Origin of the sequence: Dactylosporangium salmoneum (assembly GCF_039532525.1) — a bacterium.
In the GTDB taxonomy this organism is placed as follows: Bacteria; Actinomycetota; Actinomycetes; order Mycobacteriales; family Micromonosporaceae; genus Dactylosporangium; species Dactylosporangium salmoneum.
In genome coordinates, this window is the sequence record NZ_BAAARV010000021.1 from 72,820 (window position 1) to 94,259 (window position 21,440).

Sequence of the window (21,440 nt, forward strand, 5' to 3'; positions counted from 1 at the left end):
GCTCAAGCCCGTCGCAGCGGAGTATCGGCCAGGACCACCGCCGGGTAGCCGGCATCGCGCACGGCATCGAGCACCCGCTGGTCCAGGCTCTGCGTTCGCACGCGCGTCAGGTCGTCGGGGCCGAGTTCCACCCGCGCCTGCCGCCCGAGGTGACGCACTCTGAGCTCGCGGAGGCCGAGGCGGCGAAGCGCCGTCTCGGCTCGCTCGACGCGGGCGAGGACATCCACGGTGACGGGGATGTTCACCGCGATTCGGCTCGCCAGGCATGGCGCCGCGGGTTTGTCCCAGACGGGCAGCCCGAGCACGCGGGCGAGCGATCGCACCTGTTGCTTGCCGATGCCTGCGGCCGCCAGCGGCGAGCGGACACCGAGCTCCACTGCGGCCCGCCACCCAGGCCGGTCGCCGGCGACCCGGTCGTCGGCGGTGTCTCCGTTGAGCAGCAACTCGCTGCCCGTGGCGCGAACGGCGTCGGCGAAGGCCCGCGTGTAGAGCTCGCGCTTGCAGAAGTAGCAGCGGTCTCCACGGTTGGCGACATAGCGGGCGTCCTCCAGCTCCTGGGTGACCACCTCGACCAGCGGCACTCCGATCGCGGCTGCCGTCTCCTGGGCCTGTCGCCGCTCCGGCTCGGCCAGACTCGGGCTGACGCCCAGGACGGCGACGACGGAATCTCGACCGAGGAAGCGCGTGGCCAAGGCCGTGGTGAGCGAGGAGTCGACTCCTCCCGAGAACGCCACGGCGACGCTCCGTGCCGAGCCGAGTTGGACAGCGAACGCACCTGCCGCCTCGGCGTCGGCCCCAGTGAGTACGGCTAAGAGATCTACCACGCCAGCCCTTCCGATCACCGTGCCACTTCCTCCGTGTCCGCGACCTTGGCCAGCAACCGTGCTCGGACCCGCTCCAGGTGGTCCGTCATGGAGTCTCGCGCGCGCTGCGGTTCCCCGGCGCGGACAGCCTCGATGACGGCCTCGTGCTCGGACAGGGCCTCAGTTGTCCGCTCCTGCTCACCGGCGAGCATTGCGAGTGACATCCGCTGCAGCAGTGGCGCCAGTGTGCGCACGAGCTGAGCATTGCCGGCCGCTGCGGCGATGCGGCTGTGGAACAGCATGTCGGCACGGATCACATCGGCGAGTCGCCCGTCATGTGCCGCCGACCGGTGGTCGTGGTGGATCGCCGTGAGATCCTCGAGCAGCATCGCGTCCCGCGCATGCACTGCCCGCTGCGCCGACAGGCCCTCGAGGGCCGCCCGCACCTCGTAGAGATCCACCAGCGCCAGGACGTCTACGCGGGCGACCACCGCGCCTTTGTGGGGACGTTCCTCGCCGAGCCCCTCCTGGACCAGCCGCTGCACGGCCTCGCGCACCGGGCTGCGGCTGAGGTCGAGCTCCTCGGCGATCGCCGGCACACTCAGGTGCTGCCCGGGCACGAGCTCACGCGCGAGGATCCGGTCCTTGATCCACTGGTAGGCCTTGTCGGCGAGACGGGCCCGGTCGAACACCACGGTCCCAACAATTACATGTAATGTGTAATTCACGCAACGACGACGGGAGGCGACCCTCATGCCGGACACGTCGGACCACCCGGAGACGGTGGACCTGGGTTGGGCACGACTCGACGTCGACCGAGCCCGCCGCACTGGCGACGCCGAGGTGGTGTACGGGCCGGGGAAGACGGCCGGGCAGGTCGTCAACGCGCTCGCGGAGCTGCATGCACGCCACCCGGACCGCGCGGTTCTGGCAACCCGCCTCGATGCCGGCGCCCGTGAGGCGGTGCACGCAGCACTTCCCGGTGCCGTGATCGACGGCGTCGCGCGAACAGCCGTCCTCGGCCCACTGCCACCGCCTCGCGGTCTGGTGGTTGTGGTCGCGGCCGGCACTTCCGACGGACCAGTGGCCGCGGAGGCCGCGGTGGCGGCGCGAGTGCACGGTGCCGGAGTCGAACGAATCGACGACGTCGGCGTAGCAGGACTGCACCGTCTTCTCGCGGTCCGTGAACAGCTCGCGCGGGCTGACTGCTTGATCGTGGTCGCCGGGATGGAAGGCGCGCTCCCGTCGGTGGTCGCAGGACTGGTCGGCACACCGCTGGTGGGCGTGCCCACCAGCACTGGATACGGTGTAGCTGCCGGCGGTGTAACCGCCCTCCACGCCATGCTCAGCTCCTGCGCTCCGGGGGTTGTCGTCACGAACATCGACAACGGCTACGGCGCTGGTGTACACGCGGCGCGGGTGGCCCGATCAGCCGCCCCGCGCCGCGCGCCGACCTCGTCGTCGACATGAACCCAGCTGGACAACGAGCCGGCCGGCACCTCACCGAGACCAGGCACGTGCGACACGGGAAGCCAGGTCGGCCAGTGCCGCGGCGGGCTCCGTCAGTGCCCGCTCGACTCCGAGGGTCTCCACGAGCGAGTAGGCGGCGTCGACCCCCAGCGTCCGCAGATCGGAACTCGGCAGGTCGACCCGGCCGGCCAGCACCACGCACGGACGGCCCGCCTCGGCAGCGCGCGCCGCGACCCCCGCCGGAACCTTCCCGCCGGCGCTGGACCGATCAAAGGAGCCCTCGCCGGTCACCACCAGGTCGGCGTGTGCCGTGCGCTCGGACAGCCGCACCGCTTCTGCCGCGACGTCGACCCCGGAACGCCGCGCCGCGCCGAGCAGGAGCAGCGCATGACCTAACCCGCCGGCGGCGCCCGCACCGGCGGACGAGGCCACCATCCGACCCGTCACGGCGCCGTAGGCCGCCAATGCCGCGTCCCATCGAACCACCTGTGCCTGCGGGATCCCCTTCTGCGGGCCGAACACCTTCGTGGCGCCCGTTGGCCCGGCCAGCGGGTTGTCGACGTCGGCGGCGATCACCAATTCGACATCGGGCGAGGGCGGCAGATCCACGTGCGTCACACCCTCCAGGCCGGCCACACCGGCGTCCAAGGGCCGGTCCGCCGTCGCCCCAAGGGCGGCCAGCAGCCCCGCTCCGCCGTCGTTGCTGCCACTGCCTCCCAGGCCGACCACCACTCGGTTCGCGCCGGCGCGCTGGGCCGCCAGCACCAGTTCGCCGACGCCGTAGGTCGATGCGTGCTCGGCGCGCTGGGAACCGGTCAGGTGCCGGCCGCAGGCGTGGGCCGACTCGATGTACGCCGTTCTTGCGACGAACAGGAAGCTCGCCGGGACCCGGTCGCCGAACGGGCCCCGCACATCGATCCCGACGATCCGACCGCCCAGACTCGTATGCAGAACATCGACGAATCCGGGGCCGCCATCGGCCATGGGCACCATGTCGAGCTGGTCGCCGGGTGCCTGCCGTCCCCATCCGTCCGCGATCGCCGCCGCAGCCTCCGGCGCGCTCAATGTGCCCGCGAACTTGTCCGGGGCCACCAGAATCCGCATGCATCCACTCCTGTGTAGACGGTGCACGGTTCGACCGTCGACGGCCCCGTTCTCCGCGGTAGAGCGCGTTCGGACGTGCCCCCACCCACCAGCCGCCCCTAGAACGGGACCTCGTGCCCGACGGAGAAGAGCGTCTGTCCCTTCGTCGTCATCGCGGGGAGGTGCAGCATCAGGACCACACCGTCGCGCGGGGCGCGAATCGGCGTCGGGGACGCAGCCTGACTGGAAAAGTCGTGCAGGCGACCGACAATCTGGCCCGCGAGGATGTCGTCCCCAGGATCGATGAGCGGTTCCCAGATCCCGTCGCTGGGAGCCGCGATGTAACCGTCGAGGGTTGCCGCCTCGATGAACCTGGTGGGAGTAGTGCGCTCCGGCTCGATCCTGGCCACCGCTCCGGCGAGCAGTCCGTAGTGGCGAAGGACGTTCCGGACGCCCTCGTAGCCGTGCTGCACGCCACGGCGATCGACAGACTCGCCGTAGCCGAACTCCGTCCCAATGGTGATCTTGCCGGCCGCCTCCGCCTCGTCGGTCAGCAGACCGGACGCCATGTCGCTGGAGTAGATCATGACGAAGGGCGTGTCGAACAGCCTGGCGACGTCTGCCATCTCCCGGCGTTGAGGAATGTTCTCGACCGGATGGAACGAGGCGACCAGCGGAAACCGGGTGTCGCGTCCACCTGAGTGAATGTCGATGACCACGCGAACGACCGGGAAGATGCTCGACGTCACGAAGTGGGCGATTCTGTATGAGATGCTCCCGGCGGGATCACCCGGGAACGCTCGGTTCATGTTGACCCCGTCGAGCGGCGACCAGCGCGAGTTGGCGGCACATGCCGACTCGCTGAGCTGTGGGATCAACACGATACGGCCGGCGAGCTGGTCAGGGTCGAGGTCGTTGCACAGACGCTTGACTGCGACCTGACCCTCCCACTCGTTACCGTGTGTCCCACCGACGACCAGGACGTTGTCGTCGCTGCTCCCCCGGCGGCCGTTGATCACGGTGAGCGGGACGAGAGAGTAGCCCCAGCTGCCGTCGAGCGGGAACGCGACCTGGTAGTGATGCTTCCCGGGACGATCCCAGCCGATCCCTTCGGGCTCATAGACGACGGTCGGTACATCGTCCTGGAGGCTAGACCTCATCAGCACTATCCTCTGGCGTTCGCACGTCTGCCTGGTTCGCGGATCGTGGCTCCAGCAGGACCTTGGTCGCCGGGTGGCCGTCCAGGAGCCGCTCGTACCAGGCTTGGCCCTCGGCGAGCGGTGCCCGCACGACCTCACCACGAAAGCGGAGGTGTCCCCGTCCGAGCGACTCGACTGCCTCGCTGAAGTCCGCCGGTGTGTACGCGAAGCTGCCGGTGCACGTCACTTCCCGGCGAATCAGGTCACGCCACGGCAGTACGCTGTCCGCCTCGTGAAGCCCGACGAAGCACGCATCGCCGCCGGGTCGCGTGAGGGTGGCGGCAAGCAGCCGCATGGAGCTCGATCCGACGGCGTCGAAGACCGCGTCCGCTCCCAGTCCGCCGGTCAGCTCATGCACATGGCCGATGAGTTCGGTGGGGGTGTGGCTGAGCCGCACCGCCCCGGTGGACTCGGCCGCGGCCGCCCGCGCATCGTTGCGCTCGGTGAACCAGAGCGACTCGACACCGCGGGCGCGGAGCACCTCCAGAATCAGCAGCCCGATGGGACCGGCACCGAGCACCAGGGCGGAGCCACCCGGCTCCACCTTCGTCAGCGCGACAGCGTGCAGGGCACACGCCGTGGGCTCGGCGAACACGGCCGCGTTAGGGTCCGCGAGATGGTCGACCACGTGCACGGAGGCGGCGGGCACGACGACGTACTCGGCATTGCAGCCGTCGACGTGGCCGCCGAGCAGCCGTCGTGACTGACACAGATGCGGCGACCCGAGCCGGCAGAGCCCGCAGAGCCCGCAGGACCGGAGTGGGTTGGCCGTCACCGTGGCGCCGACGGCGATGGCCCCGTCGGTCGCCACGGCGTCCCCCACTGCGGCAATCGAGCCGAGAAACTCATGGCCGAACACCAGGCCCGGGTGTCGCAGGCCGTCGGTTCCCTTGAATCCGGCGAGCTCGGAGCCGCAGATACCTGCTGCCGTCACCCGTACCAGCACCTCGTGTGGACCCGGGTCGGGAGTCGGCCGCTCCTTGAGGGCGAACTCCTGTACCCGGTCCAAGACCAGTGCTCTCACCTGTACTCCTATCAATCGCTGATCGGGTGGCTAGAAGTGCACGCGCGCACGGACGTCGCCGCCGGCATCGGGCTCCAGCGTGAGGATCTCCGCGGCTGCGTCGTAGCGACCCGACGACACCGAGCGCGCACGGCGTCCTGAATGGTGCGGGATTCGCACCTGGACCTCGCGCGGCGCACGCCGAGGATCGAGATGAACCGAAATGTCGAGGAATCCACCGCCCGAGTGGACCTGGATCGTCGCGTCCAACGGCCCGAAGTAGCTACGGACACCCTTGAGCCTGATCCGCTGGCCGGGCGCCAGCCAGGCTCGCGGTGCGCCCGGGAGGAGCCTGAGCCGGTCACCGTCCTCGAGATAGAGCATCCACCGCGTCTGCATGAGGAACCACGCCTCCTCATGGGTCTTGTGCGGGCTGGCGTGAAAGTAGTGCTCCCAGAACGAGTACGTCTCCGGATCGGCGAGGGTCGCGAAGGTTGTGTAGTAGGACCGCAGGAAGGCGTTGACCTCGCCGCGACGCAGATGGATCAGCGGGTGCGGGCTGTAGTACGGCTGACTCAACGCGGTGTTGTCCTCGTGGAGGATTTCCGCGGCGTACGCCAGCAGTTCGGCGGTGAGCTGCTCGGACGGGTCGAGGACCTCCTGCAGAACCAGCCACAACGGGCCGTTGAGCGAGTCGCGGGCGAAGAAGGTGCCGTGGGTGTACCACTTCGATGCGTCCCGACGCAGCGCCAGCGGCCCACCGTCACCGTGCCACGGCGGCGCGGTACGGACCCAGGTTCCGTCACCGAGCGGTACCACGGGTGAATGCGCGACCGCATCGGCGAACGCGGCTCGCACGTCGGCCCTGAGTTCCTCACTCGCTGCACGCCACCTGCCAGCGCGGTCGGCGTCGACCGCGTCAGCGATCTCGGCGGCGCGCGACAGACCGAGAACGGCGTATCCGTTGAGCATGAACGACGCGAATGGATCCTCGGGATCGGACGTCTTGCCGACCAGGAGACCGTACGGCACACCGGTCTGACGCGACCGCTCCCGGTTGCGAAGGATGTAGCCGACGGCCCGGTCGATCTGCGGTAGGACCGTGGCGGCCCAGGCGACGTCGCGTGTATAGCGGAAGTGCTCGCCCAACGACCACAGGGTCGCCTCGGTCTCCAGCATGTAGCCGCCGAAGTTCTGCATGAAGCCGTCGTCGTGCTGCTTGTCCAGGAAATAGCGCAGCGACCGCTCCGCCAGGTCCGGGCGGCCGGCTGAGTCGAAGTACTGGATGATCGGTGCGCTCTCGGAGCCGATCGGGGCGTAGATGCCGATTGTGGGCGCGAGTGTGTGGCCGGGGTCCTCCCCGTAGGTCACGAGATCGAGGTGCAGCAGACCAGCGGCCACCATCTCGGTGATCCGAGGTTCGGGCACCTCGATCGTGGCGGCAGCCGCGAGCTTGCTCGTCCAGAATGCCTCGACATCGGCGAGGACGCCGTCGTACTCACGGTCGCGCAGGGCCGACGCTCGCGCGAGGGAAATCGGCCGGTGCGGCAGCCGGATGTCGAGCGTGGTCGACGATCCCGGCTGCAGCAGCGATGCGACCTCCTCGGTGTGCAGCGGCCGATCGTCCAGCGTTGCCGTATAGGCGACGCGCCCCGAGCTGAAGACCAACGCGCCGACCAGTGGGTTCAGGCCGCCGTCCAGCGGCTTGTCGATCGGTGTGTCGGCGCCGGCCCGATGCGGTTCGGGTGCCTTCATGAAGGCGTATCGCGGTACCGCCGTCACGTTGGTGGCGCGCATACGCACGAAGAGGACGGACTCTTCGGCCGGTGCGTAGTCCGTCGTGAGCCGATCGAACTCGGCCTGCTGGGCGTCGGTGAACATGTGGCCCGCGCTGTGACCGTCTGCGAGCAGGAAGGGGGTGCCGAGACTCGCCATGCCGTCCAGCGGCGTCCGCTCGGGAGCCACGAACGCCGTGAGGTCATAGCGGACTCCGCCGTCATGTCGTGTGACGTCGAGAATGGGCAGGCACCCGCCGCGCAGCCGGCGCGTGGTCGAATCGTGCGGGCCGAGGCCACGACCCATCATGGAGAGGTATCGCACCGGCATTTCGTCCGACTCCGCAAGTGCCATCGCCTCACCGTGCCATTGAGGCGCGATCCAGTCCCAGATCCGTTCCGACGCGTTGCCGGAGCCGATACCGTTGAAGCCGAGTGCGAAGAGGCGCATGTCGCGGCTCAGCCCCAGCCATGTCGGCGAGTGCAGCCGGCGACCGCGCGAGGCCGCCGCAGCGTACGAATGTTCGTCGGCGTCATCGATACGCTGCAGGGCCGAGAGTCCGGACCTGGCTCCCACGTCGGCGGCGATCGCCGCGTAGTCACGGTCGTCGTCGCCGCACGTGATCGCGACGCCCAGGGCAGGCAGCAGGATCGGGTGTTCGCGCGAGACGTGATCAGCCCACAACGCGAATTCGGTGTCGCCGATGCTGAACCGGACGAGCTCCGTTGGCCGCTCATCCCAGTTCAGGGTCACGCGGATCCCGCTGAACCGCGTTGCGTCAGATCCTGTCGACCGTGTTGCGTTGACCGCCGGACGGGTCTGCGCACACCGGACCTGTCCGGTGACCGGCCGTGCGCTGACGAGTGTGAGCGAGAACACGACAGAGACTCCTCAGAGGACCGGCAGCTACTTGAGGCTGCCACTGATCGCCAGACCATCGCGGATATGGCGGTTGAAGACGAGAAAGATGATCGTCGTCGGGACGAGCACGACCAGGGCGCCGGCCAGCATGACCGGGAAATCGGTCGTGTACTGCCCTCTGAAGTAGGTCAGGCCCACGGTTGGGGTCATCTCCTCGGGCGTGTTCAGGTAGATCAACGGGCCCAGCAGGTCGTTCCACGACGCGAGGAAATTCAGGATGGCCAGGATCGCCAGTGGCCCGCGAACCAGCGGGAGATACACCCGGAAAATGGTTCCGGGGAAGGAGCAGCCGTCGAGCGCGGCGGCTTCGTAGAATTCATGAGGCACGCTCATCAGGTGTTGCCGTAGGAAGAACACTGCGAAGGCGCTGCCGGTGCAGAGCGGTAGGATGAGCGCCCACGGTGTGTCCACCAGGCCGAGTGCCCGGATGATCGTGTACAGCGGGATCAGCGTGACGGTGCTGGGCACGAGCATGGTGAACAACACGACCCCGAACAGGGGTTCGCGACCGACAAATCGAAGCTTGGCGAAGCAGAACGCGCCGACCAGGCTGGCGGCCAGCCCACCGACAGTCCCGAGCACGGCGATGAAGAGCCCATTCAGGATCATCCTCCCCATGGGGATCTCCTCGAAGACCCTGACGTAGTTCGAGAGGGTGAACTCGGTCGGTATCACCGACGTGGAGCTGACGTAGTCAGCATTGGTCCGCAGCGAGGTGAGGGCGGCGATGAGGAACGGCCCGAGAATGATCACGACGGCCACGGAGAGAATGACGTACTCCCAGCCACGGCCGGTGCGGGTGCGGCGAGCCTCCCGCACGGGTGTCACGCCGGGCCGCCGATCCAGCTCAACGCTCATAGGTCACCCACTTACGCTGGAACCACAGCTGAGCACTCGTGGCCGCCAGAAGGATCAGAATCAAGAAGGCCGACAGCGCCGCCGAATAGCCCATCTCGAAGCCGGTGAACGCGCGCTCGTAGATGTAGCTCGTGATGGTCAAGGTCGAATCCATCGGACCGGCCAGGATGAAGACCTCACCGAAGGTCTGCAGTGACGTGATGATTCCCGTGACGACGACGAAGAACGTCGTCGGGGTCAGCAGCGGGAAGGTGATGGACCAGAACTGGCGCCATGCCGACGCGCCGTCGAGCCGACTGGCCTCGTAGTACTCGGTGGGAATCGACTGCAGGCCGGCGAGGAACAGCAGCGCGACGTACCCGACCCCACCCCAAATGATCATTACGTTGACCGATGTCAGGGCATGGTCGGGCGACATCCACTTCACCGCGTCGAACCCCAGGGCGCCGAGCCACGAGTTGAACAGACCGTTCGGGTCGTACAGGTAGACCCACAGGAAGGCGACGGCGACGACGGAGCAACTGGTGGGGAAGAACAGGGCGAGGCGGAAGAAGCTGCTCAACCGGCTGATACGCGAGAGCAGAATCGCCAGTCCCAGGCCGATCACCACCTTCCCCGGGACCGTCACCGCCACGATCTCGAGCGTGTTGCGAAACGCCTTCCAGAACCGGTCGTCGTCCAGGATCTGGGCGAAGTTCTCGGTGCCGACCCACGTCGGGCTGGAGATGAGGTTCCAGTCCGTGAAGCCGAGCGTCAGCCCGTACACGGCCGAGAAGTAGACCAGTACGAGACCCACCGTGACCGGCAGCAGCAGGACGGGCAACCACGGTGCGGCGCCCGGTGTCACCCGCCGGGCGCCGCGCACCCGGCGGGTCGGCGACAACGGGGCCATTACTTCGCTTTGTCCAGCGCGGACTGGACCTTGGCGTTGAGATCGTTGAGGATGCCGGGGATGTCGGAGCCAGGATTGGACATGATGGCGTAGTTCGCATCGCCCTCGAGCTTCTCAAGCTCCGCGAATGCCGGCACGAAGGTCCATCCGGTACCGTTCTCGGTCGCCTCGTCGATGAAGTACTTGTAGTGCGCTGGCTTCAGCTTGGCCTCGGACTCGATGCGCTGGGGGTCCTTGAGGTAGTCGTTGAGGACCGGCGCGCCGGTAGCCGCGATGAGCGTCTGCGCCTCCCGCTCGAAGACGGCGTACCGGACGAACGCGGTAGCGGTCGCCAGGTTCTTGCTCTTCGCGTAGACGGCGATGTGGTCCGGGCCGGCATAGTTCTTGGCCCTCTGCGCCCCCTCCGGGTTCGGCAGAATGTCCCAGTCGAACGCGGTGGCTCCCTTGCGGAAGGTCGGGTTGCTCCAGCTGCCGGCGAAGACCATACGCGCCTGCCCACTGGCGAATGGGTCCTTCTGTTTCGACATCACATCGGGGCCGGGAGAGACCTTGTGCTTGTAGATCAGGTCACGGAGGAATGTCTTGTGAGCGATCATCGCCTCAGTGTTGTAGGTGGCGGTCTTGCCGTCGGCCGACACCGGCGACGCGCCGAAGGTGCTGGCGATGGCCGTCTCACCCGACACGCCGGGGACGTACAGCCCGAAGGCGTCGTTGGTGGTGAGCTCCTTGGCCGCGGCGACCAGATCGTCCAGCCGCCACGAGTCCGGCCGCGCGATTCCGGCTTCCTTCATGGCGGTCAGATTCCCGTACAACGAGTGCCCGACGAAGCGCCATGGCAGGGCGTACTGCTTTGTGGTGCCGTCGACCGTCGCCTGCCCGTATCGGACGAGGGACGCCGGCAGCTTGCCGATGTCGGCCGACACCGCATCTGTCAATGGGGCGAGCAGACCGGACGGTCCCCAGACACGCGACTGGAACTGCATGCCCAGTACGTCGGGTGCATTGCCGCCGGCGAACTGGGTGTTGAGCTTGGTGTAGTACTGGTTGTACTCCAGCGGCTCGAACTTGACGCTAGCCTTGGGATGGGCCGCGGTGAAGCCGGCGACGACCTGCTTCCACATGTCGATATCACTCGACCCGAACCAGATGGAAAAACGGATCTCACCGGCGATCTCGCCGTCGGACCTGTTCGATTCAGTCGATGAGTTGTTGCAGGCGCCGAGCACTGCGATTGCCGAGGCACCGAGCCCGGCCCCGAGAAAGGCACGTCGGGTGATTGCCATGATCGTACTCCTCGTTTGGGGTGTGTGGCGCTAGACGTAACCGAGAGGCGGCAGATCGGGACGTGACGGCGGATACGTCGGGACCTCGCGGAAGGCCTCCGCGAAGGCGACGCCGATCTCGGCACCGCGGGTCGCTGCCTGGCCTCTCATGAACTCGATGTAGCTCATGTCGAAGATGTGGGTGAGCCAATCCTTCTGGCTGACGTGGGCGCCGAGCATGTCGGTCTTCACGTCGATCACGTCGCTGATGTCGACGTAGACGTCGAGACCCTGCTCGAGCTGCCCGACGGTGTCCATCGTGTAGAGCTTCGGGATCACGCTCAGCTCCGGGAGCGAGGTCTCGACGAGCCGGACGGCAGCCGGAATTCGCGCGTCAGCCGCCACCTGACCGGCCACCCGGTGATCCGGGTGGTAATCGCCGGTGGAGTGGGCGATCACGATGTCGGGCCGCGCCTGCCGATAGACATCGATGAACCGGGTACGCGTTTCGCGATCGTCGAACAGCCACTCGTCCTCGAAGCCCATCCAGATGAGGTCGGCACCGATGACCTCGCACGCGGCCAGCGACTCCCGATGGCGGATCGCCGCGATCTCGGGCCGGCTGAGCGTCGTGGAGCCGACGTCACCGTTCGTGGCGATCGCGACCGTGACCTTATGGCCGGCGCGGGCGTACTTCGCCAGCGTCCCGCCACAGAGCAGGTCGACGTCGTCGGGGTGGGCACCGATGGCCAGGATGTTCATGCGGCGATCTCCTCGTCGGCGGGTGAGACGACGTCGAGGTCCGGCGTCCGGTAGAGAATCCGCTTCTGGACGCTGATCTCGACCTGTTGCAGGTAGGTCGCGATGGTCCGGTGGTTCGGCGTCACGCCCAGCCCGGGCGCATCGGGAATCCGGACGAGACCGTCGCTGTCGACGGGAATGTGCGTGGTCGTCAGGTCGTACGAGACCGGCCTGGGGTTCACGGGGTATTCGCACAGCCCCTCGGCACCGTGCCCGGCGAAGGGCTGGAGCGACGCACTCAAGGCGAGGTGGGAGGTGAAGGTGTGGTTGAGGAAGGTACGGCCCTGGGAGAGTGCGGCGTCGGCGACGTCCGCGGCCTCGGTGATGCCGCCGATCCGGCCGGCGTCGATCTGCACGTAGTCCAGATCGGCATGCGTCATCATCGTCAGCGCCAAGGCGACGTTGTGACACCCCTCTCCCCCGGCCACCGCCACGCCGGCCTCCCTCGCCGCGGCGCCGAACTCCCCGTAGGCGTCGAACTCTTCGGCGACGAACGGCTCCTCGATGAAGCGCACCCGGAAATCGCGCAGCGCCGGGATGCGTGCCCGTGCCTGATCGGGACGGCCGACCCAGGCCATACCGGCATCGACCAGAAGGTCCACATCCGGCCCCAAGCCCTCGCGCGCGGCGGCGAGTTGGTCGACGTCGGCGGCGAGGGAACTCGCTCCGAATCCCATCCACCCGAACTTGACCGCCCGGAAGCCCATTCCGGCCAGCCGGGCGGCCTCGGCCCGCGTCTCGTCGGGCGTCGCCCCGAACAGGGTGGACGCGTATGGAGTCTTGGGTGACGCGCCGCGGACGCCGAGGAGTTCGTGGACCGGCACCTCGTACCTTCGGCCGAGCAGGTCGCACAGCGCGATGTTGATGCCCGAAAGGGTGTGTGCGGCCTGGAGCTGGTCGAAGGAGTTGGCCCGGACGAGCGCGGTGATTCGCCGGACGTCGTCGATGCTGTCGATGGTCTGACCGAGGACGGAGCCAAGAACCGGCTGGCACGCGCTGTGCGACATCGGTGCGACGAGGCTGGCGATGGAGACCAGGGGCGAGGCCTCGCATTCACCCCATCCCTCCCAGTCGGCGGCGCGCACCCGGACGAGCAGAACGTCTTGGCTCCCGTCGGCGACGTTCTCGACCGTGGGCATCGACAAGTAGTACAAGTCGACACTGTCAATCTTGGTCACAACGCTCCTAGATCCGTGGCCTCACGTGGCGGTTCGGCGCGCCACTAGCCCTGTACTGGGCAGAAACCTAGGGCCTCGCACGGAACGTTGTCAATCACTTGTATGTCAAGTGTCCAGATGACCGCTGCGAGTCGCCGATAGCCTCCGGACCACTTGTCATACTAGACTTGGCCGCATGGGCGACAAGGTGACCTCTGACGCGCGCGTTCCGCTGACGAGCGTCGTGTCTGGACAGCTACTCCAATTGCTGCGCGATGAGGGTCTGACGGAAGGCGACTCCATCCCGCCGACCGGCGAGCTGGCGGAGCGGTTCGGTGTCTCACGCACCGTGATCCGCGAGTCGCTGGCCGAACTGACCGGGCGTGGGCTGATCCGCCGGCAGCAAGGACGCGAAGGTGTCGTCGCACTCCCCGGCGGCGACCATCTGTCCTCGCTGTTCGAGACGCGGGTCAGCTACGACGGGGTCTCCTTCGACCAGCTGCACGACGTCCGGGAGGTGCTGGAGGTGGGGGCCGCTCGCATCGCGGCCCGGCACGCGCAACTCCCCGACATCGCTCGGCTCAGTGATCTGCTGCACGCGATGCGGACCGCTACCGACGACAAGCAGATGCTCGCCGTCGACCTGGAGTTCCACCGTGCCATCGCGAGCGCGGCCAACCCGCTGTTCGGACTGATTCTCGACGGCCTCAGTCCGCTGCTGATGAAGTCGCGCCTGGCCGTGTGGCAGTCGTATCTGGCTCACGGCGGGGATCTTGAGGCGGCCATCACCCGGCACACCGCTCTTCGCGACCGTATCGCCGCGCAGGACGAGGACGGCGCGGCAGCCGCGATGCGAGACGATCTGCAGGACACCCGGCAGGGCCTGGCGGGGCTCGAGTGAACGTCGCTGTCGTCACAGGCGCCGCCGGCGGCATCGGTGCGGCGACGGTACGTGCCCTCGTCGCGGATGGATGGGCAGTCGTCGGCGTTGATCGGGATGCGGCCGAGCTCGATCGGCTGCCCGCTTCCGTGGCCAGAGTCGCCGGCGATGTGTCAGCACCCGCGACACACGAAGCAGCGGTTTCCTGCGCGTCCGACCTCGGCGAGCTCAAGGGCTGGGTGAACAATGCGGCCATTCAGATCAACGGCTCGGCAGCCGAAGTCGAGCAGCACAGCGTCCGAGCCCAGATCGATGTGAATCTCCTGGGTGCCGTCTGGGGGTGCGCTGCCGCGGCCCGGGCGATGACCTCGGGCGGAGCTCTGGTTTCGGTGGCGTCCATTCACGCGAGCCGCGGCTTTCCGGCGGCGTTCGTCTATGCCGCGACCAAGGGGGCGATCGTGGCGATGACCCGCCAGTTCGCTGTGGATTACGGCCCCCGCGGGTTGCGGGCGAACTCGGTGTCTCCTGGTGCCATCCGCACCCGGATGTGTACTGAGGAATGGGACACCGCCACTGATCCCGTGGCCGCCCGAGCCGCCGACGAAGGGCTGCATGTGATGAACAGGATGGGCGAGCCCGAGGAAGTGGCCTCGGTCATCGCATTCCTGCTGTCCGATGGAGCATCGCTCATCACGGGCCAGGACATCGTCGTGGACGGTGGCGCTACCGCGCGTCCTCCGTTGGCCGTGGGCCGGCTCGGGGAGCGGTCGTGACGACCGCGAACCGGGACGGCCGGATCCGGTTTGCGGCACACCGGTGCGCGCGGTGAGTCACACTCGCCGTGTGCGCCTGGCCTACGGGCGCCACGGACTCGAGGTCGATGTGCCGGCCGGCCGCACAGTGGTGGTGGAGCCACGCTATGTCGACGGGGCCGCTGATCAGGCGGCCGAGGTCCGTCGCGCGATCCGTCATCCGGTCGCCGGGCCTGCGTTGCGCGAGCGTCTGATCGCCAAGGGCACCGGACGCCACACCACCGTCGCCATCTCAGTCTGCGACGGAACACGAGCCCAGCCACGACATGTGATGGTGCCGGAGATTCTCGACGAGATCTCCGACCTGGTCGATCTGGCCAACGTCGTCGTCATCGTCGCGACTGGCACGCATCGCGGCAACACCGAGGCGGAGCTGCTCGACATGCTCGGCCCCGAAGTCCTCCGAAACGTCAACGTGGTCAACCACGACGCGCGGGACGGTTCTGACCTGACCTGGTGCGGCACGGCGGGCGCAGGAGTGCCCGTCTGGCTCAACAGGACCTGGGCTGACGCCGACGTCAAGATCACGACCGGCTTCGTCGAGCCACACTTCTTCGCCGGGTTCTCCGGCGGGCCGAAGATGATCGCGCCGGGACTGGCCGGCCTCGACACGGTGCTGGTGCTGCACGACGCCCACAGGATCGGCAATCCCAACGCGACTTGGGCGATCACCGAGGGAAACCCGGTACACGACGACGTCCGCGCCATCGCCCGGATGACAGGCTGCGACTTCGCCGTCGACGTGGTGATGAACCGCAACCACCAGATCGTCCGGGCGTTCGGCGGCGACCTGATCGCCATGCACCGCGCCGCGTGCCGCGCGGCTCGCGAGTTGTCGATGGTCCCGGTGGATGCGCTGTTCGAGGTCGTCGTGACGACCAACTCCGGCTACCCACTGGACCAGAACCTCTATCAGGCGGTCAAAGGCATGTCGGCCGGAGCGTCCGTCACCAAGCCGGGAGGGCGACTGATCGTCGCCGCTGAGTGCAGCGACGGCTACCCCGATCACGGATCGTACGTCGACGTGCTCACAAGTGCCGAGTCACCACAGGCACTACTCGACCAGATCGCGGCCCGCAAGCAGACGCTTCCCGACCAGTGGCAGGTCCAGATCCAGGCACGCACCTGCACCTACGCCAGCGTCGGAGTGCATTGCGACGGTCTTGACGCCCAGCAGCTGGAGGCTGCCCACCTCAACGAGGTGCCCGACGTCGGCGCGGAAGTCGAACGTGCCCTGCATCAGGCCGGCCCCGACGCCCGCTGTTGTGTCCTCCCCGAGGGCCCCCAGACGATCCCCTACGTCGCACCGTGACGGAGGCCTGTCCGCCCTCGCCGGCGGATGCGTCCGGCCGACCCGTTGCCACCGCTAACGTCGCCCACGGCGAAGGCCGACCGCTACCGGGCCCCGACTCGCCGCTGCCAATCGCCGCCGGTGTTGTCGTCGGCCTCCGCCGAGGTAAAACCTCAAGCGGCTGACCTCAGCGCCCCTTCACCCCGAGGCCACCGGCGTGTGCTCGGCCGCTGACCACTCCCCCAGCCCGACGCCCGGGTGTACAACTCATACCTCTGTCAGTTGATCGTGTCGGTCCTGAGAATAGAGCGCCCGGCAGCTATCACACAGGATGGCGAGCCAACGGGTGCGTCCGCACTCGAGGCGATCGCCCTTGCGGCCATCGTGGCACGCGGCTGTCGCCGGCCGGAGGCCGAACTGGACTCCCTCGAGCGGCCTCAAAGGTGCTCCTGCCAGCAACAATGCATGGGTGGATCACTGCTGCACGGCGGCGCGGGTCTAGCTGAGCCCATAGGCACACATGCTGCGACACTTGTCCTACAAGGCGACCAGGTCTGAGTCAGCGGACTCGTTCAACGTGGCGGCACTTGACGTACAAGTGAGGTCGACTGAAGGATGGGCGCACGGTCACTGGGATCGATCCAGCGCGAGGAGGCGGACGCCGTCATGGAACTATCTCGACGCAAACTCTTGATCACGACGTTGGCTGTCGGTGGTGCGGCTGCACTCAACATCGGCCTTGATCCGCGCCGAGCACACGCCAATCCCCAGACCACGTCCACCCCACTGGCTCCGCCGGCCTGGGACATCCACCTGCGCCCGATCGCGACGCGACGGTCCGGGTCGACAAGCGCCGTCCACGACGCGGCGAACAACCTGTGCACGTTCACCTACACCGAAGGCGGGCACACCGTCGTCTACACGGTCAACCTGGCCTCGCCTCAAGTACAGAAGGGGCTCATCGAAGTCGGCGTTCGAGTCGACAATCGGGGCCTCATCACCGCAGCAGCCGGTGCCGGCACCTACTACCTGCCATTGAGCGGCAGCGAACTGACCCCAGAAGGCCTCGCCAACGCCGCCACCACGTCCATGACAACAGCCTTCGCCAACCAGGTACTGACGTTGACCTACACCGACAGCCTCGCTGGCGTCACCACCACGAAGACCTTCAGCTTCCAGCTGCTCAAGAAGTCGCTCATGATCCGCGCGACCAGCGACAGCACACGTGGGCACGGCGGTTACACCGGCTTCGGAACGGGCCGGGCCGCCACCTCCTCGAGCCTCTCCCAGCACACGTCGGCGTTCGTCGAAGAGGTCGCGGTCACTCTGGTCGACCAGGCCTACTTCCTCTCCGCCTACTTGGACAAGGCGAAAACCGGCTCCACGCTCCTTGACAACTCCCCGGGCGTCACATCAGGCGCGGCCACGCATGGCATGGTCGCGCACTACGAGCTCAACTCAGCGGGCGAGACCAACCCGCTGGACGAGACGATGTACGTCACAGCATCCGCCGACATGCTCGACTGTGTGTACCTGACCAACGCCACGAAGTCGGCCTACCGCGATACGCTCGACACCCTGGTCATCTACGACACCTGGGAATACCGCCCGTCGTATCAGGAACGAAAGCGGCACTACCGAATGCTCCACGAGCGGTTCGGGATGGACGACCTGCTGCTGATCGACCACCGGTGGCAGCGGGACACGCTCGACATCTCGAACCCTGCCCACTACCCCGCCTCCACCAGCTGGGGATCGGCGAAGAGCTTCGCCGACTATCTGGCGACAACGCGCAACCTCCCCTGGACCGTCGCGCTCCACGAGGATTACTGGTTCATGTATCCCTCGGCGACCAACCAGTACTGGAATGTGCCCGGCGTCGAAGACAAGCTCGCCCAAGAGGCCAACGGCAACCTGCGCCACGGATGGCTGACGACCTCATACGCGAACAAGTCCGACCAGATGCTCGAATACGCCGAGATAGAATCGAGCCTGATCAAGAACAACTATCACACCGGCGGCGCATTCCTCGACGTCAACGGCGGCGTGGATCCGTCAGTAATGAACCAGGTCACCCTCAACGCCGACAGCGCGACTTCACGATCCCTCGCGCAGGTGGTCGCCGACAACGTCGCCCTCTTCGAGGGCATGAAGGGCATCTACCAGGGCCCCATCATGTCCGAGGGGGCGCAAGGCCCAAGAGCGTTCGGCTCCGCCTACGCCGGCCATATCGACGCGACCGAACGAGAGATCACCGGCCTGCACAACGGTCGGATCATGCCGGACTACGAACTGCGTCACATCCGGCCGCTCCAAGCGAACCAGGGCATGGGCTATCCATGGCGCTTCGACCCGGATGCCGCGAGAGTCAGGTACGAACTCAGCGGCGCGAACACCGGAACCGGCGTCGCAAACCTTGCCAAGCTCTCGACGGGCGCCGTCGGTGATCACGGGGTCTACTACTTCGCCGCGACCGGATCGGGTCGCGGCACCACGCTCACGCTGATGTCGCGCGGGAGCGACACAGCGATGGGCGGCGAATACTGGTACCACGACGACGGCGCCGGACGGCGCTCGCTCGTCGCTCCACTCCAGTATCCCGGCATCGGTGTCGCGGACCCGGGCAGCACCACCTACCCGGTCATCGGATTCAAGGCGCCGGAGTCTGGGTGGATGGTCGCCCGGTTCAGCGCGACCGCCTATCCGCAACCGGGTTCCGGCGGGTTCACGCTGACTGTCTGCCACAACGGCTTCGGGCCCGAGTTCGAGGTTGCCAAGGAAGCTGGTGACGAGCACTGGGTCAAGGTACTCAGAGGCGACATGCTCTACCTCGTCTTCAGGACGAACGGCACGACCGTACCCGGCGACAGATGCGGCTACTACGCCTGGGTCGCTTACGCCGATGCCGAGGAACCCGCGGTCCTCTCACCGGTGACGCATACGAACTACGAGCTGTGCGGATCAGATCCGACCAACCACCCGACCAACCTCGCGCAGCTCGGTTCCGGCCTGCAAGATGACTACGGGCTCCAGTACTTCGCCGCAACGGGCTCAGGCGCCGGCACCCACCTCACGAAGCTCCGCCTCGCATACGACGCCGACCTCGGTGGAGAATATTGGGCCGACACGGACGGCCAAACATCTGTCAGCATTGCCCCGCTCATGCACAACAGCGTCGGCGTGGTCTTCGCGACCGACGAACGGTATCCGGTCGCAGCGTTCAGGGCGCCCGCACCGGGAACCCTCTTCCTCGGATTCAACTTCACCGAATATGTCGGCGCGAGCTCGGCCGGATTCACGGTCGAGGTGTTCCAGAATGGGTTCGACTCCTCGAACAGGATGAACCCGAACCAGACCGGCCAGTACTGGATATGTGTCGAGAAGGACGACCTGCTCTACTTTTCCTTCCGGCCGGACGGCAGCCTCACTGCCGGCGACCACGCCGGCTACTACGCGTACATCGCGTACGCGGAGCAGACGACGCCATCCCGCCGGTGGCAACCCCACTCGCACGCCACGCCGCCAGGTGCTGTCGTCAACTGCCAGACGGCTCTACCGCAGCCACTGCCAAGCGGCGCCGTCCTCCAAGCGAAAGCAGGATTCTACTTCGACTTCGACCGGTACAACTCAATGGCCATCGCCTACGGACACACCGGCTTCATCGGCGAGATCCACCACGGCATGATCGAGCAGCAGGTCAACGCGTACTACATGTTCCGCGCCATCCAGCCCCAGTACCTTGACACGACCGTAACCGTGGCCGCGATCACCTACTTCGGAGCCAACGGCGCTTCCTTCGATGTGAGCACGGCGATCAAGGACGGCTACGACTTCGCCAGGGCGCGCCTGTCCATCGAGTACTCCAACGCCCTGAAGATCTACCTCAACTTCTCCGACAACAACTGGACCGTGAACGTCAACGGAACCAGCTACGTCCTGAACCGCAACGGTTATGTCGCCGTAAACCCGAACGAGGCGTTCAGGCAGTTCAGCTGTCTCGTCAACGGAGAGCGGGCCGACTACGTCGACTGCGCCTCCTACACCTACGCGAATCCGCGCGGTCGAACAGTCGACTTCGGTGGTGGATTGGTCGTCTCCGAGATGACCATCCAACACAAGTAGCAGGGGTTACTGCCGCACTGCGGCCTGCCCGCTACCGAATGAGTCCCCGCCCGGCCTGGTATGACGTACCGTCCCTGTCGTAGGCATGGCCGGGGAGTGTGGTCGCCAGGCCGGGTGGCGTCGGCAGTCCGGCGCTCTGGCCCAGCGGCCGAGCGGAAGAGCAGGTTTGTCCAGGCCGCGTCGGTACGAGTGCCGGGCGGCTGAGCGAGCACGACAGCGGGGCTCGTGGAGAGCTGCAACAGGGCCTCTCGAAATGCGGCGACCTCACCACTGACCGGATCCTTCGCTAACGGCATGCGGGCTCGTGTCGCACCTTGTCATAGCGGGCGGCGCAGCCCGTCCAGCACGAGGGTGATGACATCGTCGGTCTCGGCCCGCCAACCGGGGCGGTCATGGGCCGCACCGATGCCATGCAGCGCCATCATCACGGCACCGGCACCCACGTCGTCGCGAACGGCGCCGTCCCGCACGGCGGCGGCCACCAGGTCGGTGACAGCCTGCTCCAGCGCCCGGCTGCCCTCGGCGAGGACGCCCGAGCGATCGGCCATGAGCGTGGCCAGCGTCCGGGCCAGGCCCTCGTGGGCATCCATGTGGTCGACCATGCCGCGTAGGAAGGTCGCCAAAGCCTCCGCCGCGGGCAGCGTGGCCTGTAGCTGGCGGGCGCGGTCGCACAACGCGGCGACTTCCCCGTGGTAGACCGCCTCGGCCAGCGCCTCCCTGGTGGGCTGCTGCCGCTCCTCAAGGCGCGCGGCCTTGACCTGCGACGTCACCGGGGCGGCCTGCTGCTGCTGTTCCGTGCGCCCACCTGGCTGACGGCCCCCGCGCTCGCCTGGCTGACTGCGCATTTCGCACCCGTACGCGTGAACTTTGCGGCGCACTCCAACCCCGACGCTGAGGAGCCGCGTGAGGTCTGCCGGGACACCCTGGCCGAAGCACGACGGTTGGGCATCCCGGTACCGCGACTGGAAGCGGCGGAACCGAACTTTGCCCGTGAGGGGACGGGTCGAGTCTGAATCCACCGATGTTGTCGGTTCCGGTGATCCCGGGCCGGTGCCCTTGGTCGACGGTGCCGGGTTGGTAGTCGACGCCGAGCGCGGCCAACTCCGGCGA

At 67.2% G+C, this 21,440-nt stretch carries 17 protein-coding genes; 5 read left to right on the forward strand and 12 right to left on the reverse strand.

The features are described 5' to 3' along the window. Positions 1–2: 2 nt before the first annotated feature. Positions 3–842, reverse strand: a complete 840-nt coding sequence (larE, locus tag ABD352_RS12540; protein ID WP_344612474.1) for an ATP-dependent sacrificial sulfur transferase LarE — start codon at positions 840–842, stop codon at positions 3–5. Then, positions 839–1,498 carry a GntR family transcriptional regulator gene (locus ABD352_RS12545; RefSeq protein ID WP_344612475.1) on the reverse strand — a complete coding sequence of 220 codons (660 nt, stop codon included), beginning with the start codon at positions 1,496–1,498 and terminating at the stop codon, positions 839–841. Before ABD352_RS12545 ends, larE begins: the two co-directional genes overlap by 4 nt. A gap of 58 nt (positions 1,499–1,556) precedes the next feature. On the opposite strand from ABD352_RS12545, the gene larB reads away from it, so the two are divergent. Further along, entirely contained in the window at positions 1,557–2,273 is a 717-nt protein-coding gene (gene larB / locus ABD352_RS12550) for a nickel pincer cofactor biosynthesis protein LarB (protein WP_344612476.1), read from the forward strand. A 30-nt stretch (positions 2,274–2,303) separates the two neighbouring features. Here larB and ABD352_RS12555 read toward each other — a convergent pair whose 3' ends face one another. From ABD352_RS12555 to ABD352_RS12595, 9 genes are all read right to left on the reverse strand, one after another. After that, entirely contained in the window at positions 2,304–3,377 is a 1,074-nt protein-coding gene (locus ABD352_RS12555; RefSeq protein ID WP_344612477.1) for a glycerate kinase family protein, read from the reverse strand. Positions 3,378–3,475: 98 nt separating this feature from the next. Further along, positions 3,476–4,516: a succinylglutamate desuccinylase/aspartoacylase domain-containing protein gene (locus tag ABD352_RS12560; protein ID WP_344612478.1), complete on the reverse strand. Its 1,041-nt coding sequence runs from the start codon at positions 4,514–4,516 to the stop codon at positions 3,476–3,478. Beyond that, a complete protein-coding gene (locus tag ABD352_RS12565; RefSeq protein WP_344612479.1) occupies positions 4,506–5,579 on the reverse strand; it encodes a zinc-dependent alcohol dehydrogenase in 1,074 nt (357 codons plus the stop codon). The genes ABD352_RS12560 and ABD352_RS12565 overlap by 11 nt, the downstream gene beginning before the upstream one ends. A gap of 30 nt (positions 5,580–5,609) precedes the next feature. Then, positions 5,610–8,087: a hypothetical protein gene (locus tag ABD352_RS12570; RefSeq protein ID WP_344612480.1), complete on the reverse strand. Its 2,478-nt coding sequence runs from the start codon at positions 8,085–8,087 to the stop codon at positions 5,610–5,612. Positions 8,088–8,240: 153 nt separating this feature from the next. Then, positions 8,241–9,113, reverse strand: a complete 873-nt coding sequence (locus tag ABD352_RS12575) for a carbohydrate ABC transporter permease (RefSeq protein ID WP_344612481.1) — start codon at positions 9,111–9,113, stop codon at positions 8,241–8,243. After that, entirely contained in the window at positions 9,103–10,005 is a 903-nt protein-coding gene (locus ABD352_RS12580) for a carbohydrate ABC transporter permease (protein WP_344612482.1), read from the reverse strand. Before ABD352_RS12580 ends, ABD352_RS12575 begins: the two co-directional genes overlap by 11 nt. Then, positions 10,005–11,288, reverse strand: a complete 1,284-nt coding sequence (locus tag ABD352_RS12585; RefSeq protein ID WP_344612483.1) for an ABC transporter substrate-binding protein — start codon at positions 11,286–11,288, stop codon at positions 10,005–10,007. The genes ABD352_RS12580 and ABD352_RS12585 overlap by 1 nt, the downstream gene beginning before the upstream one ends. Before the next feature lie 30 nt (positions 11,289–11,318). After that, positions 11,319–12,029, reverse strand: a complete 711-nt coding sequence (locus tag ABD352_RS12590) for a PIG-L deacetylase family protein (protein ID WP_344612484.1) — start codon at positions 12,027–12,029, stop codon at positions 11,319–11,321. Then, positions 12,026–13,246 carry a mandelate racemase/muconate lactonizing enzyme family protein gene (locus tag ABD352_RS12595; protein WP_344612485.1) on the reverse strand — a complete coding sequence of 407 codons (1,221 nt, stop codon included), beginning with the start codon at positions 13,244–13,246 and terminating at the stop codon, positions 12,026–12,028. The genes ABD352_RS12590 and ABD352_RS12595 overlap by 4 nt, the downstream gene beginning before the upstream one ends. A gap of 175 nt (positions 13,247–13,421) precedes the next feature. Between ABD352_RS12595 and ABD352_RS12600 the strand changes: the two genes are divergently transcribed. The 4 genes from ABD352_RS12600 to ABD352_RS12615 all read left to right on the forward strand — a co-directional run bounded on the left by ABD352_RS12600 (position 13,422) and on the right by ABD352_RS12615 (position 20,330). Then, complete coding sequence (locus ABD352_RS12600) at positions 13,422–14,126, forward strand: FadR/GntR family transcriptional regulator (protein ID WP_344612486.1); 705 nt, start codon at positions 13,422–13,424, stop codon at positions 14,124–14,126. Continuing rightward, positions 14,123–14,878 carry an SDR family NAD(P)-dependent oxidoreductase gene (locus ABD352_RS12605; RefSeq protein ID WP_344612487.1) on the forward strand — a complete coding sequence of 252 codons (756 nt, stop codon included), beginning with the start codon at positions 14,123–14,125 and terminating at the stop codon, positions 14,876–14,878. Before ABD352_RS12600 ends, ABD352_RS12605 begins: the two co-directional genes overlap by 4 nt. A gap of 70 nt (positions 14,879–14,948) precedes the next feature. Next, complete coding sequence (larA, locus tag ABD352_RS12610; RefSeq protein WP_344612488.1) at positions 14,949–16,229, forward strand: nickel-dependent lactate racemase; 1,281 nt, start codon at positions 14,949–14,951, stop codon at positions 16,227–16,229. Between the two features lie 594 nt (positions 16,230–16,823). After that, complete coding sequence (locus tag ABD352_RS12615; RefSeq protein ID WP_344612489.1) at positions 16,824–20,330, forward strand: hypothetical protein; 3,507 nt, start codon at positions 16,824–16,826, stop codon at positions 20,328–20,330. Between the two features lie 317 nt (positions 20,331–20,647). On the opposite strand, the gene ABD352_RS12620 is transcribed toward ABD352_RS12615, so the two are convergent. Continuing rightward, a complete protein-coding gene (locus ABD352_RS12620) occupies positions 20,648–21,100 on the reverse strand; it encodes an SbtR family transcriptional regulator (RefSeq protein WP_344612490.1) in 453 nt (150 codons plus the stop codon). Positions 21,101–21,440: the final 340 nt, after the last annotated feature.

Excerpts from the sequence above, each read along its gene's own strand:
- ABD352_RS12585 (WP_344612483.1), bottom strand. The coding sequence starts at position 11,288 with ATGGCAATCACCCGACGTGCCTTTCTCGGGGCCGGGCTCGGTGCCTCG.
- larB (WP_344612476.1), top strand. The coding sequence starts at position 1,557 with ATGCCGGACACGTCGGACCACCCGGAGACGGTGGACCTGGGTTGGGCA.
- ABD352_RS12615 (WP_344612489.1), top strand. The coding sequence starts at position 16,824 with ATGGGCGCACGGTCACTGGGATCGATCCAGCGCGAGGAGGCGGACGCC.
- ABD352_RS12555 (WP_344612477.1), bottom strand. The coding sequence starts at position 3,377 with ATGCGGATTCTGGTGGCCCCGGACAAGTTCGCGGGCACATTGAGCGCG.
- ABD352_RS12590 (WP_344612484.1), bottom strand. The coding sequence starts at position 12,029 with ATGAACATCCTGGCCATCGGTGCCCACCCCGACGACGTCGACCTGCTC.
- ABD352_RS12575 (WP_344612481.1), bottom strand. The coding sequence starts at position 9,113 with ATGAGCGTTGAGCTGGATCGGCGGCCCGGCGTGACACCCGTGCGGGAG.
- ABD352_RS12580 (WP_344612482.1), bottom strand. The coding sequence starts at position 10,005 with ATGGCCCCGTTGTCGCCGACCCGCCGGGTGCGCGGCGCCCGGCGGGTG.
- ABD352_RS12600 (WP_344612486.1), top strand. The coding sequence starts at position 13,422 with ATGGGCGACAAGGTGACCTCTGACGCGCGCGTTCCGCTGACGAGCGTC.
- ABD352_RS12560 (WP_344612478.1), bottom strand. The coding sequence starts at position 4,516 with ATGAGGTCTAGCCTCCAGGACGATGTACCGACCGTCGTCTATGAGCCC.